The organism is Streptosporangium sp. NPDC002544, from assembly GCF_040295965.1.
Classification (GTDB): domain Bacteria; phylum Actinomycetota; class Actinomycetes; order Streptosporangiales; family Streptosporangiaceae; genus Streptosporangium.
Window position 1 is genome coordinate 472,282 of sequence record NZ_JBEOWJ010000001.1, and the last position, 12,295, is coordinate 484,576.

Sequence of the window (12,295 nt, forward strand, 5' to 3'; positions counted from 1 at the left end):
CGGTGGGTGGCTTGGGCGTCCTGGCGGTGAGGCCGTCCGTTGAGGCCGGCCTCGCCCTACACCTGGTGATGCGCGGATACGGCCGCGGTCAGCGGATGAGTCCCGGCACCACGAACGGGCCATCGTCACGCAGCGCGAACAGCTCCCTGCTCTCGCCCGTCCGCACGTCCACCGCGTACACCACCGACGCCGGCCCGTTCGGCTCCTGAGGTACGGCGAGCACGGTCAGTTCCGTGTCGTTCAGCCAGCTTCCGAGCCATGAAGGAGCGAGTCCTTCCGGAAGACCGGATATCGGAATACGGGTCTCCCTGCCGCCACGAATCGCGTCGAAGATGACGATCGAGCCGTCCTGCCGCACCATCGGCTTTCGATTCCGATCGACGGTCTGCCCCAGCCGGACGAGCGTCCGCCCGTCGGGTGCGAGGGCGCTGTAGTAGTACGTGAAGTCCTGGATGGTGATCGGATCGTGGCCGAGCACCCACACCCGGCTGGTCATGTCATGCGGCTTGGCCAGCACGACGGGTCCGGACCCGTCCGACACGCTCACCGGCCACCACCCCCGGGCGAGGGTGGTCACGGTCTTGCGCTCCACGTCCACCAGCTTGTTCGGCTCTCGACGCCCGCCCCACCCCGACACGACGAACCGTAGCCCACTGGGCGACAGCCGCAGCGTGTACTCGACCGCAAAGTCCTCCTCGGGCTGTTTCAGCGGTGCCTTCCACATCCTGCCGCTCGCCAGGTCGCGTACCACGATCCCGCGCTGCTTCGAGCTGTAGTACGCGATCCTGCGGCCGTCCGCCGTGACTGCCAGCGGCCCCGTCGCCGCCTCGGCCAGCTCGTAGGTGTCGCCTTCACGCGTCACGATCCGCCAGGCGCCCTCGGCGCACGGCCCGCCGTTGCTTCGGCACCTGGGCCGGTACGCCTGCTCGGCCGGTCCAATTCCCTTCCCTGGCAGTGGGGGCACTGTGGTCTCCGGAGGCGTGAGCAGGACTTGGGGTGCGGGGGATACCTGCTGGAGCAGCGCGACGCCGCCACCGGAGATCACGCACAGCACGGCGGCCGTGGCCACGACCAGGCGGTTCACTCGCCTTCTGCGGGCGCCCTGAACCGCCCGAGCCGCCAGATCGACGGTGGGCGCCTGCTCGGCCAGCGTCCGCAGATCCTCACGCAGCGTTTTCATCGGTACACCTCCTGAGGGGCGAGCGCGCGCAGTTTCGACAGCGCGTAGTTGGTCTGGCTCTTGACGGTGCCGATTGAGACGCCCATGAGCTGCGCGGTCTCGTGCTCGGTGCGATCCTCGTAGAAGCGCAGCACAATCACGGCCCGCTGCTTCGGCGTGAGCTGGGCCAGCGCGTGGTGCAGGGCGATGCGGCGCACGGTCGCCTCGTCATGCACCTGCCCGGACTCGGCCCGCTCGGGCAGTTCGGCTCCGGGCAGCTCGACCTGCTTGCGCCGGCGCCACGAGATGGTCTGGTTCACCAGGGCTTTGCGGGCGTACGCCTCGGGGTTACCGCCATCGGCGAGCTTGGTCCAGTGCGCGGCGACACGGATAAGGACCGTCTGCAGCAGATCCTCGGCGAGATGGGCGTTCCCGGTGAGCAGGTACGCCGTCCGCATCAGCGATTGCTGACGAGCGCGTACGAACTCATGGAACCCCTCGTAACGGTCCATGTATCAGAACAACTCTGCCGAAGGGTTCCAGGTTGGAACGTCAGTGTATCGGTCGGGTAACGCGGCGGCGGGACCAGGCATCGGCCAGGAGCTTGTACAGGCGTAAAGGAGCGCCACCCAATGGGGCGATTGGTTCAACGCCATCCGCCTGCACTCGGCGATCGGGCACCTGCCACCGCAGGAGTTTGAAGCGCTCTACTACGCCTGTTACCAGCCCAGCGAAGCCACTGAACTCGGGGCACATCAAAGCCGGGGCGGTTCAATACCCGGCCCACCGGGTCGACGCCGCGTTCGCCGAGGCCGGACTGGACCGCGGCAGGGTGGTGGCGTTCGTCCACCCCGACCGGTGGCTGACGCTCTTCGAGCGGCTCCACTGAGGCGGTGCCCGGGACCCGGCCGACCGGCCGGGTCCCGGGCACCGTCCCGCGGGTCAGTTCGCGAGGTCCTCGTCCCTGATGGTCTCGACCCGGCAGTGCGAGAGCGCGTTCCGCTTCGGCTGGTAGACACAGACCTTGAGGTCGATCCACTTGACCTGGCCCTTGGTCTTGAAAAGGTAGCCCTTGGACCCGGAGGAGGCGCAGGACCAGCGCACCGGCGACCAGGACGGCCCGCCCTTCTGGTAGTGGAACCTGGCGCGAACCCAGGCGCAGTGACCGGGGTGGCGGTCTCGGTCGTAGATCTTGCCGTACGCGGTGAAGTGGCTCTGGTTGAAGCCGGTGACCCACAGTTGCGCCTTGGCGTACCCGGAATGCCCGGAGCCGGATCTGACCGTCCCCAGATAGAAGTCGCCCTGGGCCGTCGCGCTCGCCGCGGTGGGCAGTCCCAGCACGAGCGCGGTGGCCAGCAGCGCTCCACGGACGATCCTGCGCATCGTCTCTCCTCTTTCCTGTTTCCTGTGCTTCCCGGCGCGGGTTCTTCTCTGCTCGGGTGATCCGTCACCAGTGATACGCGAGACGACTTGGAACCCTCTTGCGAGTCACTGCCCGCGGCGCACCGCCCGGTCCACCGCCTCATCCCGCCGAGGAATCCGGGGAGCCGGAAGGATCCGGAGAGCCGGCGGACAGCAGCTGCGGGATATCAGGGCCATGACGAGCGGGGATCATTCAGGCATTAGGGATCATGCTCTTCGAAGCCGCTATATGACGGCCGCCGAAAAGTAGGCAATGCTGGTGATCTCCGGCCGGACCGTTACCTTCGCCGGGCCCTGTCGTTATCCAGGCCATGATCACCGATCGATCGTCATCGAACGTAAGGCGGACCACGATCTTGAGGGCGAGGCCGACTGTCCGAGGTGTGGCTCTAGTGACCGCGGGGATGCTCGTCGGCGGCGTGCTGACGGCCGGCGGCGCCGCCCTAGCCACCGGGATGGGGCAGGAGGTGATCCAGGGCTGTGTCACCACCGCGACCGGCGCGCTGCGGGTCATCGCCGAAGGAACAACGTCGTGCGAAGCGGGGGAAACTTGGCTGGACTGGAACCGTCAAGGGCCGCCCGGGCAGTTCGCGATCTTCACGATCAAGGGCTCAGGAGGTGCGATCGCGCCCGGCGCCACTGTCACCCATCGGGCTGATTGCGGAGTCGGAAACTACGCGATCTCCGGCGGCTACTCAGGCAGTGTGGCCGGCGCACCAGTCAGCGTGATCGCCAACACCATCGACAGTAAGAACACCACTGCCTGGAAGGTCAGCGTCGTCAACCACAGCCAGACGGAGACCTACCACGTGGTGACCTACGCGTCTTGCGTCCCCGCTGCACCGTAAGGCATGCCGTAGGCCGCGCTCGCGTTCCCTCGAATAACGCGAGCGCAGTCCACGACCGACCGGCGACCGGCGAGGCTCTGCTCGTTCAACACGCTCACCGAATGACGTTCCCCGACATTGGCGCCGACGCCATACCCGCGGTTGAGGAACATCGGGGCCGGCTCGGGTTCGTGCCGGGCTTCAGGGCAGTGCCCGGCAGGCGGTCACCTCGATCTCAATCATGAGTTCGGGAAGAAGTAGCTGGTTCACCTGGACTGTCGTGGAGGTGGGGAATGGCCCGTTAGCGTAGATGCTCTTGCGGTACGGCAAGGCGTTGATCAAGGCAGGTATATCGGTTACGTACATGTTCTCGCGCACGACATTGCGAAAATCGAGGGCGTATTTGGCCAGGCTCTCCTTGATGCGCTGGTAGATGAATTGCATTTGAGCAGCCAGGTCGCCGGGGGATACCGGGTTGAAGTCCGCGTCGAGGGCCGCCGTACCCGATAGCCACAGAGTGTTGTCCACCTGGACGCCCTGGGAGTAACCGAGGGAAAGTTGCTGGGACTTCCAGTAGTAGAAGAGATCGGTGCGTTTGGAGGCCGTCGCCGGGGCTGCCGACGCGTCGGGGGTGGCGAGTTGGCCGGCGATAGCGGCTACTCCCGCAGCGCCGACGCCGGTCAGGAGGCGGCGGCGGACTGTTCCGCTGTTGTGTAAGGCGTCGTTTGAGTCCGGCTCGCTCTGAGCGCTCATCTTTGCGTATCTCCTGTGGTGGGGGATGTCGATGTTGGGCGTCGGCTCCTATGGGCAGCGGGGCAACAACCAGGGGCGACCATCACAACACGCGCTGCGCCGCATCTAAAAGCGCAGGCGACTTTGGTCTTCGTGAGAAACGAGAGCGAAAATTATTTGCTGCTCACCGGGGGAGAGCAGCACCGTCTCGGACGAGCCGGGAACCCATAAGTAGTCATTGGCGTGAGTCGTACCCATGGCAAGACCTCCTGGCCGTTGTTTCGGTTACCCGAATCCGGCGCATTGGCGGATCTGAAACCACTGGGAAGAGTGTTTGTCCGCTGCGGAGCTATAGTCAAGGCCTGTGAGTCAAGATCTTTTAGGGCCTGTTGGCAGAGGCTTACGGTAAGGCCGGCCCGGCGCCACCGACCCCGCCTGCCAGACCGGCACGATCGCCATCTCCAACCGCCGCTCCGCCGTACGATCCGTAGCAGCCGGTTGCCTTCATCGTCATCGATCTCACGTACGCGAACCCGTTCAGCCACACGCGGAGTCTGAAGCGATCACGCCGACCAAGGTAGGACCTCAATCGGCGTGTCACCACGAAACGGGGCAAACCCCAGCTGCTACCGCACTAGCCGTGACGAAGTACGGCATGGGCGGCACCGAGGCGCCGGGCTTCGTCGCGTTCGGAGTGGTCGCCCGATACGTCGTCGGCCCATTCGAGTAGCCGACGCAGGTGGACGCCGGCCGTGGTCGTGACGATGCGGGGGCTGCCGAGGGCGACCTCGCCACCGGTCCCGTCGATGGTGACGAGGGTGCCCTCACCGATGGTGCGCCCACCGGCTCTCACTGAGGCGATGTCAACGGTGAGGTCGCCGATCCCCACGACGGCGGGTTTTCCCATCGCTCGTGCGACGACCGCGGCGTGGCTGGCCGGCCCGCCACGGGCGGTGACGATTCCGGCGGCGACCGCCAGGCCGCGCATGTCGTGCGGGGAGGTCTCCGGCCGTACCAGGATGACCGGGCCGTCCGCGGCCATGCGCACTGCTCCGTCGGCCGTGGTCGCCACCCTGCCCACCGCGACACCGGGACAGGCACCCAGCCCTCGGGCCAGGATGTCGACCTGCTCGGTTGTCGCTATCCGGGGTGTGCGGACGTGCTGGAGCTGCCGCGGTGAGATCCTGAGCAGCGCTTCGTGACGTCCGATCACACGCTCGTCGGCGAGGTCGGTCGCCACGCGGACAGCGGCCCCCCCGACGAACCGGCCAGGCCGGACCTGCAGAATCCACAGCTCCCCGGCCTGGAAGGTGAACTCGACGTAGCACGCGTCGCGGTAGTGCCCCTCGACCCGGCTCAGGGCATCGAGGAGGCCGGTCCACACCGCCGGTTCCCGGTCGGCGAGTTCGCGCAGGGGCCGGGTCAACGATCTGCCGGAGACGACGTCTTCGCCCTGGTGCCCGAACAGGACTTCGCCGAACGGGACGTTCTCCCCGGTGTTGGGGTCGCGGCTGAACGCGACTCCGGTGCCGCTGTGCTCATCGCGGTTCCCGAACACCATCGTCTGTACGATCGCGGCCGTGCCGAGATCGTGCGGGACGTCATGCAGCTCGCGGTAGGTTCGTGCACGCGGTGTGTCCCATGACGAGAACACGGCCTTGACCGCCAGCTCCAACTGCCGGGTCGCGTCGTCCGGAATCGGCCGGCCACATCGTTGCCGGATGAGGTCCTCGATCGCTCCGATCCGTGCCTCCTCGTCGCCGGTCCCTCGCCCTCGGGCTCCGCCGCCGTCCACGTCCTGGTTGGTGATCGCAGCGGCGAAGCTGGACAGGAACCGCAGCCGCGAGTTCAGCGCGAACCGCGAGTCGCCCGTCTCGGCCGCCAACCCGGCCGTGGCTCCGGTCGTGAGGCCGAGGTTGAGGATCGTGTTCATCATGCCGGGCATCGACACGCCGGCCCCGGAGCGAACGGACACCGCCAACGGCAGCCGTGCTCCCCCGAAGTGGCGCCCGGTGGCGGCTTCGAGGTCGGTGACGGCCGCCGCGAGCTCGTCGTCGAGCCCGTCGGGAAGACGCCCGTCACGCAGGAACGCGCGACATGCCTCCGTGGTGACCACGAACCCGGCGGGCACCGGCAACCCCAGACGGCGGAGGACCAGGAGGCCGTGTGCCTTGCCGCCCAGCAGCTCCGCCGTCTCCTCGACCCGCGTGGAGAGCGGGCGAATCCATCTCATCCCCATCGGGGGATCCCGAGTGTGGCGAGCAGGTCTTCGTGCAGCTCGGCCCACACGGTGTGGTACGACGCGGTGCTGTCGGCCACGTACTCCAACGCGCCGGAGCCAGCGCGATCTAGGGCTTCGGTGAGGCGGGCTCGGTAGCGGCCGAATCGAGGCAACGCCGCGGACAGCTCGGCGCCGACGACGGCGGCACGCTGGTCGAACTCGGCGAATCGGGCGAGGACCCGGGCGTCGTAGGAGGGATCGCCGTGGTCGTTGGCGGTCATGACACCGTCGACGGACCGGATCTGCCATGCCGTGCAGAGGTCGAGCAGTTCCGGGTTGAGCACGAGAAAGCCGTCGAACGCCGCCGTCACGGCGGCACGGGCACCGGCTGACTCCAACTCGGCGGTGATCCGTTCTGCATCTACGACACGGCCGGTGTCCGTAAGACTCCACCCGCCGAAGTCGCCACCCGTATACGTGACGAGACCGGCGACCGCGAGATCGATCAGCTCGGACTCGACGTCGGATTCACCGAGACCCGTGGCACCGGCCAGGCGGGCGAGGCCGGCGGTGCCGCCGCAGCGCAGGGCGTGGAGCACCGACAGGCCGGTGTCGGTCGCGGGGGACTCAGATCGGGTCATGACGTGGCACCCCGCGGCCGCGTGCCGTTCGACGCGTCGGCGGTCGATGCCGCGTACGCGGCGCCTCGCCCGTGGGCTCGGGCGACGATCGCGCCGCCCTGGACGCGTACGGCGGACTCCGTCTCGTCGTCGAGGTCCGTCAGGCCGATCGCCGACGCGGTCAGGGCTTCGTCATCGAGGACCAGCCGAACGCGCTGCCAGGCCTCGGGAGCGAACACCCGCCGCAGGCAGCCGACGAGGTCGGTGATCCTGAGCCGTACCAGGCGGCCCATCTCGGCGGAGTCATTCGTGACGACGACCACCGTCACCTGCTCGCCGGGCCGGGCGGAACGGACGGCTTCCTCGGCGGCGGCGAGACGACCGGCACCCAGCACCGCGATCAGACCATCGGCGCCGAAGTCGACCTGACCCCCGCTGATCTGATTCACGAGTCCGGTGGGCGGATCCCATGCGTCCCCACACGGTCGCGCCGGAGCGACATAGGGCAAGTACGACGGCGTCCAGGTGTCGGCGAGATCGATCCCGGACAGATGCTCACACGCACGTGCCAGGTCGAAGGGGTCACCGAATCCCGGTGCGCTCTCAGCCAGGTGACCCGAACCGTCCAGCAGCGTCAGCACCAGCTCGGCCAGCCGTACGCGCCGCACCGGCGTCGCCTGGGCCGGCTCGCACGATTCCAGCGCGATGGCGAGCAGTAGCGCCTCCAGCCGGACAACCTGCGCCAGCACCGTGCGCCCGTGCTCGTCATCGAGGACGCCGACCAGCGAGCGCAGGTGCAGCCGCCCTCCCGAAGCCGTGTCGCCGACCAGGGGCAGCCGTTCAAGCCAGGTCCGGGCGAACACGCCCAGCACCTCGGCCGGCGACGTCGGCGACGTCGCCGGCTCACCCATGGCGGCGTTCTCCACCATGTCGATCAGCACCGCCAGATACAGCGCGCGTTTGCTCGGGAAGTTCGAGTACACCGCCCCGCGGGTCAGCTCGGCCCGCTCGGCGATCCGGTCGACCTTGACCAAGGCGTAGCCGTGTTCGGTGAACTCCTCCCTCGCCGCCGCCAGCACCGAGGTCCGGGTGCGCTCCTGCTGTTGCACCCGAGTCAGTCGAACCATCGCAGTTCCTTTCCCTAGATCGCCGGTATTAGGATACTCTCAAAATCCAGATGTTAGAAACATCTGAATCGCGAAGTGGCTGAGACGAGGGATGGTGACGGTGAGCGATCATGGGTTCGAGACCGAGGGGCTGGCCAAGAGATTCGGCAAGGTCACCGCGCTCGACGGGGTCGGTCTGGCCGTCCCGCGCGGGCAGGTGCTCGGCCTGCTAGGACCCAACGGTGCCGGCAAGACCACCGTGATCCGCATCCTTGCGACCCTGTTGCGTCCCGACAGCGGACGCGCATCCGTGGCCGGGTTCGACGTGGCACGCCGGCCGGGGCAGGTACGTCGGCGGATCGCACTGTCGGGCCAGCACACCAGCGTGGACGAGGAACTGACCGGGCTGGCGAACCTGGTCATGATCGGCCGGCTCCTCGACCTGCCCCGGCCGCAGGCTCTCCGGCGCGCCGCGGAGCTGCTGGCCCGTTTCGGTCTGGAGGACGCGGCGAAGAGGCCGGTGGCCGGCTACTCCGGTGGCATGCGCCGCCGCCTCGACCTGGCCGCGAGCATGGTCGGACACCCCGAGGTGGTCTTCCTCGACGAGCCCTCGGTGGGATTGGATCCCGGCAAGCGCGACGAGCTGTGGCAGATGATCCGCGGCCTGAGCGCCGACGGCGTCACCGTCCTGCTGACCACCCAGTACCTCGAAGAGGCCGACGCCCTCGCCGACGCCATCGCCGTCATCGACCAGGGACGGGTCATCGCCTCCGGCACTCCCGCGGACCTGAAACGAGAAGTCGGCGGGCACACCATCGCCGTGCGGCTGAACGACCCCGCCGACACCGACGCGGCCGCCGCCATCCTGGCCGATGTCACCGGCCGGACCCCGGATCGCTCGACACGCCACGAGTTGGTCGTGCCCGTCGCCGGTGACGAGGACTTCTTCGAGATCACCGCCCGGCTGCGCGAACACCGCATCGGCGTCTCCGAACTGTCGCTGCGTCTGCCCAGCCTCGACGAGGTCTTCCTCGCCCTGACCGGAACACCTACCGCCACCACCAACGAACCAACGAAGGCCGCCTGATGACCGCCATCGAACAACCGCGTACCCGGCCGCTCGCCTGGCTCCGGCACAGCCTCGTGCTCGCCCGCCGCAGCCTCGCCAAGACCACCCGCAACCCCGGCCCGATCATCAACGGGGTCGTCACACCCGCCCTGTTCATGGTGCTCTTCCTCTACCTCTTCGGCGGATCGGTGGCCGGCTCCACCGCCGGCTACCTCCAGTACCTCTTCCCCGGCATCCTCGTCATGGGCGCCGGCCTCGCCGGGATGGTCTCGACCGGCACCAACATCAACCTCGACCTCAAGAACGGCGTCACCGACCGGTTCCGCAGCCTGCCCATCAGCCGCCTCGCCCCCCTGCTCGGCTCCGTGCTGGCCGACATCGTCCGCTACCTGCTCGCCGTCGCCATCCTCTTCGCCATCGGCGCACTTCTCGGCTTCCGCGTCCACGGCGACCTCGCGGCCGCCCTTGCCGCCGCCGGCCTGGCCATCGGTTTCGGCTTCTGCCTCAGCTGGGTCACCGTGTTCGTCGGCGTCCTGGTCAAGAACGCCGACACCGTCCTGGCGATCAGCTTCATCAGCTTCCTGCCGTTGCAGCTCGGCACCAGCCTTGCCGCTCCGGTCGAGACCCTGCCCGGCTGGCTGCGAACCTGGGCCGAGATCAACCCCGTCACCCACGTCATGAACGCCTGCCGTGCCCTTCTCAACGGCACCCCGGTCGGCGGCACCGTCACCACCACGCTCATCTGGTGCGCGGCCCTCTTCGTGGTGTTCTGCCCCCTGGCCATCCGCGCCTACAGCCGCCAACAATGACCCGGCCGGTTTTCCGCTCCACAACGCGGCACGCGTGTCAGACGGTCAGGAGGCGGTTTCGGCCTGCGGGATGGTCGGTTCCGGGTAGACCTGCTCGACGCGGTCGCGCCGGGTGTACATGTCCCAGTAGCACTCGGCGATGTCGTCCGGGTCGACGACCGGGAACTCGATGCCCTCGAACGCCGTGAAGTCATCCGCGGTGTCGTGCTTGGCCGGGGCGTTCTCGCTGCGGGCGATGGCCGCCGCGACGGCGAGCGTTCCGGCGTAGACGCCGGTGCCCGCCAGTTCGCCATTGAGCGAGTACAGGTAGTTGCGGGCCGCGGCCATCACCGGGCCCGGGCCGCTGAAGTGGGCACTCGGCAGCACCGCGGAGAGGCCCTGCGTCAGCAGGAACGCGCCCTCGCCGCGCTCGGTCATCTCCGGCAGCACGGCCTGGACCACCTCGACCGGGGTGAGCAGGAACAGCGGGATCAGTGCTTTGAGCGTGGCCGCGTCCAGCTTGGTGGCCGAGGTGAAGCTCTGACCGGCGGGGACCGGGCCGTACTCGACCACGTCGATTCTGCCGAACCGCTCCCGAATGGCGTTGACCACCGCGGGGACCTGAGCGGGCTCGGTCAGATCGGCGGAGAAGGCGGTGGCTTCGATGCCCTCGTCGGCAAGCTCCGCGACGAGGGCGTCCAGCCGGTCCTTACGGCGGGCCACCAGGGCCACGCGGAAGCCTTCGCGCCCGAAACGGCGGGCCATCGAGACGCCAAGCCCGGTACCGGCACCGAAGACGGCGATCACTTTGGACATGAGGTTGCTCCTTGTTGCCTGAATTAACTTGACCAGTGGGTCAACTTGGCTTTTCGACGGTAGCATGAAACTTGACCCAAAGGTCAAGTTGAGTTCCGGCGGGATGCGACAATGAAGGTCGCCAGCCAGGACCAGGAGGAAAAACCGGATGCGGGCCGACGCGGAACGAAACGCGGGCAAGCTGCGAGCAGCCGCGGCCGAGCTCTTCCAGGAGCGCGGCCTTCAGGTGCCGCTGAAGGAGATCGCCCGCCGGGCAGGCGTTAGCCACGGCACCCTCTACAACCTCTTCGGCAGCCGTGAGGCGCTCATCGACGAGGTGGTGGCCGACCTCGCGGCGGACCGGCTCGACGAGGTCGCCAAGTATGCCCTGGCCTGCGAGGACGCCTGGGACGGGTTCGCGTACTACATCGAGAGGATCTGTGAACTGCAGGCCACCGATCCCGCGCTCGCCGACGTGCTGAGCGGCCGCTACCCGGGCGCCGAACGCCTGATGACCCTGTGCGGCAGGGCGAGCGACGCCGCCACGCGGATCATCGAGCGAGCCCAGCGGGCCGGAACTCTGCGCCCGGATTTCACCGGCGAGGACCTCGCATTCACTTTCGGTGCCATCGCCCTGCTCGCCCGCGCCGGCGCCGATGCCGCCCCCGACGCCTGGCGTCGCAGCATCGCGTTCCTACTCGACGGCCTGCGCACCGAAGCCGCCCGCCACCCGCTCCCCGTCGGCCCGGCGACACCGCAACAGGTCTACGAGGTGTTGGGCAGGCTCACCGGCACGCCATAGGTGCCGGCCTCGGGCCGTCCGAGCAGGTCGACATCGGTTGGCACACCTTCCTGATGTACACCTGCGAGTACCAGGACTTCTGCGCGAGGGTCGCCGGCCGGTTCATCCACCACACCCCTCCGGTGGATGCGGTGCCGCGGGCCGCAGCCCCGACGGTCTCGGCGGCCTTGACCGTCTGTGAGTCGATGCACTCCGCCGTCGGCAGCTCGCTCCGTCCGGCCATGACCCGCAGCCTGCCGCGCAGCCGCCCAGCGAGCCGTTCGGGCAGGCCACGCCCAGACCAGCGCAGGAAGAACGTGTACACCGCCTCATACGGCGGGAAGTCGACCGGCAGGGCCCACCACTCGATCCCGTGCCGGGTCACGTAGCCGATCGCGTCCAGTACCGCTCGCAGATCATGCACCATCGGCCTGCCGGTGGCTACGACCAGCTCGGCCATCACCGCCCGCGCCTCGCCTTCGAGCACCGCCCATTCGGCGTTGGTTAAGTCCGATGGATATGCCGGTTTCCGGCCGTGACATCGGCACCCCGGTGAGGCGCGATCACTGGCGTTCAAGAACGCGGACGTGTAGACGGACAACCACGGGCTCCTGGCCGCTGAGCTGCTTAGACAACACCTCGGCTACCGGGAGCCCGCTCCCGTTCACGGGTCAACGACCCGGAAATGACCACACCCCGGCGGTCTCCTGACTCGAACCTCGACGCCAAATCCCTTTGTCAGCAGGCTCTTAGGCTCAAGCGAGCATCGCGTGTG

General features: G+C 68.1%; 14 protein-coding genes and 1 pseudogene. 6 read left to right on the forward strand and 9 right to left on the reverse strand.

Features of this window, described 5'->3' with window-relative positions; all coding sequences use genetic code 11:
* Positions 1 to 88: 88 nt before the first annotated feature.
* Entirely contained in the window at positions 89 to 1,180 is a 1,092-nt protein-coding gene (locus tag ABT061_RS02210; RefSeq protein WP_350911713.1) for a WD40 repeat domain-containing protein, read from the reverse strand.
* A complete protein-coding gene (locus ABT061_RS02215; RefSeq protein ID WP_350911715.1) occupies positions 1,177 to 1,671 on the reverse strand; it encodes a SigE family RNA polymerase sigma factor in 495 nt (164 codons plus the stop codon). The genes ABT061_RS02210 and ABT061_RS02215 overlap by 4 nt, the downstream gene beginning before the upstream one ends.
* A 185-nt stretch (positions 1,672 to 1,856) precedes the next feature.
* Between ABT061_RS02215 and ABT061_RS02220 the strand changes: the two genes are divergently transcribed.
* Entirely contained in the window at positions 1,857 to 2,048 is a 192-nt protein-coding gene (locus ABT061_RS02220; RefSeq protein ID WP_350911717.1) for a hypothetical protein, read from the forward strand.
* 53 nt (positions 2,049 to 2,101) lie between these two features.
* Here the strand turns inward: ABT061_RS02220 and ABT061_RS02225 are convergent, their stop codons facing one another.
* A complete protein-coding gene (locus ABT061_RS02225) occupies positions 2,102 to 2,542 on the reverse strand; it encodes a hypothetical protein (RefSeq protein WP_350911718.1) in 441 nt (146 codons plus the stop codon).
* A gap of 431 nt (positions 2,543 to 2,973) precedes the next feature.
* On the opposite strand from ABT061_RS02225, the gene ABT061_RS02230 reads away from it, so the two are divergent.
* Positions 2,974 to 3,429: a hypothetical protein gene (locus ABT061_RS02230; protein WP_350911720.1), complete on the forward strand. Its 456-nt coding sequence runs from the start codon at positions 2,974 to 2,976 to the stop codon at positions 3,427 to 3,429.
* 180 nt (positions 3,430 to 3,609) lie between these two features.
* Here ABT061_RS02230 and ABT061_RS02235 read toward each other — a convergent pair whose 3' ends face one another.
* The 4 genes from ABT061_RS02235 to ABT061_RS02250 all read right to left on the reverse strand — a co-directional run bounded on the left by ABT061_RS02235 (position 3,610) and on the right by ABT061_RS02250 (position 8,108).
* Positions 3,610 to 4,161 carry a RidA family protein gene (locus ABT061_RS02235; protein WP_350911722.1) on the reverse strand — a complete coding sequence of 184 codons (552 nt, stop codon included), beginning with the start codon at positions 4,159 to 4,161 and terminating at the stop codon, positions 3,610 to 3,612.
* A 613-nt stretch (positions 4,162 to 4,774) separates the two neighbouring features.
* Entirely contained in the window at positions 4,775 to 6,373 is a 1,599-nt protein-coding gene (locus ABT061_RS02240; RefSeq protein ID WP_350911724.1) for a pyruvate, phosphate dikinase, read from the reverse strand.
* Entirely contained in the window at positions 6,370 to 7,002 is a 633-nt protein-coding gene (locus ABT061_RS02245; RefSeq protein WP_350911726.1) for a transcriptional regulator, read from the reverse strand. Before ABT061_RS02245 ends, ABT061_RS02240 begins: the two co-directional genes overlap by 4 nt.
* Positions 6,999 to 8,108: a TetR/AcrR family transcriptional regulator gene (locus ABT061_RS02250; RefSeq protein WP_350911728.1), complete on the reverse strand. Its 1,110-nt coding sequence runs from the start codon at positions 8,106 to 8,108 to the stop codon at positions 6,999 to 7,001. The genes ABT061_RS02245 and ABT061_RS02250 overlap by 4 nt, the downstream gene beginning before the upstream one ends.
* Positions 8,109 to 8,199: 91 nt before the next feature.
* Here ABT061_RS02250 and ABT061_RS02255 point away from each other — a divergent pair, with 91 nt between their 5' ends.
* Together ABT061_RS02255 and ABT061_RS02260 are read left to right on the forward strand one after the other, a co-directional pair.
* The gene (locus tag ABT061_RS02255; RefSeq protein ID WP_502991321.1) at positions 8,200 to 9,174 is read left to right on the forward strand and encodes an ATP-binding cassette domain-containing protein; all 975 of its coding nucleotides are present in this window, start codon (positions 8,200 to 8,202) and stop codon (positions 9,172 to 9,174) included.
* The gene (locus tag ABT061_RS02260; RefSeq protein ID WP_350911732.1) at positions 9,174 to 9,965 is read left to right on the forward strand and encodes an ABC transporter permease; all 792 of its coding nucleotides are present in this window, start codon (positions 9,174 to 9,176) and stop codon (positions 9,963 to 9,965) included. Before ABT061_RS02255 ends, ABT061_RS02260 begins: the two co-directional genes overlap by 1 nt.
* Before the next feature lie 45 nt (positions 9,966 to 10,010).
* Here ABT061_RS02260 and ABT061_RS02265 read toward each other — a convergent pair whose 3' ends face one another.
* Positions 10,011 to 10,760 (reverse strand): SDR family NAD(P)-dependent oxidoreductase, encoded by a 750-nt coding sequence (locus tag ABT061_RS02265; RefSeq protein WP_350911734.1) that lies wholly within the window; start codon positions 10,758 to 10,760, stop codon positions 10,011 to 10,013.
* Positions 10,761 to 10,908: 148 nt separating this feature from the next.
* On the opposite strand from ABT061_RS02265, the gene ABT061_RS02270 reads away from it, so the two are divergent.
* Both ABT061_RS02270 and ABT061_RS48305 read left to right on the forward strand, forming a co-directional pair.
* A complete protein-coding gene (locus ABT061_RS02270; RefSeq protein ID WP_350911736.1) occupies positions 10,909 to 11,541 on the forward strand; it encodes a TetR/AcrR family transcriptional regulator in 633 nt (210 codons plus the stop codon).
* Between the two features lie 53 nt (positions 11,542 to 11,594).
* Positions 11,595 to 11,909: a hypothetical protein gene (locus ABT061_RS48305; protein ID WP_502991326.1), complete on the forward strand. Its 315-nt coding sequence runs from the start codon at positions 11,595 to 11,597 to the stop codon at positions 11,907 to 11,909.
* On the opposite strand, the pseudogene ABT061_RS48310 reads toward ABT061_RS48305, so the two are convergent.
* Positions 11,807 to 12,121 (reverse strand): annotated as a pseudogene (locus ABT061_RS48310) (transposase); the annotation flags it as partial. The gene ABT061_RS48305 and the pseudogene ABT061_RS48310 overlap by 103 nt on opposite strands.
* Positions 12,122 to 12,295: the final 174 nt, after the last annotated feature.

Coding starts and splice junctions, on each gene's coding strand:
- ABT061_RS02235 (WP_350911722.1), bottom strand. CDS start 4,161: ATGAGCGCTCAGAGCGAGCCGGACTCAAACGACGCCTTACACAACAGC.
- ABT061_RS02245 (WP_350911726.1), bottom strand. CDS start 7,002: ATGACCCGATCTGAGTCCCCCGCGACCGACACCGGCCTGTCGGTGCTC.
- ABT061_RS02270 (WP_350911736.1), top strand. CDS start 10,909: ATGCGGGCCGACGCGGAACGAAACGCGGGCAAGCTGCGAGCAGCCGCG.
- ABT061_RS02265 (WP_350911734.1), bottom strand. CDS start 10,760: ATGTCCAAAGTGATCGCCGTCTTCGGTGCCGGTACCGGGCTTGGCGTC.
- ABT061_RS02250 (WP_350911728.1), bottom strand. CDS start 8,108: ATGGTTCGACTGACTCGGGTGCAACAGCAGGAGCGCACCCGGACCTCG.
- ABT061_RS02215 (WP_350911715.1), bottom strand. CDS start 1,671: ATGGACCGTTACGAGGGGTTCCATGAGTTCGTACGCGCTCGTCAGCAA.
- ABT061_RS02225 (WP_350911718.1), bottom strand. CDS start 2,542: ATGCGCAGGATCGTCCGTGGAGCGCTGCTGGCCACCGCGCTCGTGCTG.
- ABT061_RS02240 (WP_350911724.1), bottom strand. CDS start 6,373: ATGAGATGGATTCGCCCGCTCTCCACGCGGGTCGAGGAGACGGCGGAG.
- ABT061_RS02210 (WP_350911713.1), bottom strand. CDS start 1,180: ATGAAAACGCTGCGTGAGGATCTGCGGACGCTGGCCGAGCAGGCGCCC.
- ABT061_RS48305 (WP_502991326.1), top strand. CDS start 11,595: ATGTACACCTGCGAGTACCAGGACTTCTGCGCGAGGGTCGCCGGCCGG.
- ABT061_RS02260 (WP_350911732.1), top strand. CDS start 9,174: ATGACCGCCATCGAACAACCGCGTACCCGGCCGCTCGCCTGGCTCCGG.
- ABT061_RS02255 (WP_502991321.1), top strand. CDS start 8,200: ATGGTGACGGTGAGCGATCATGGGTTCGAGACCGAGGGGCTGGCCAAG.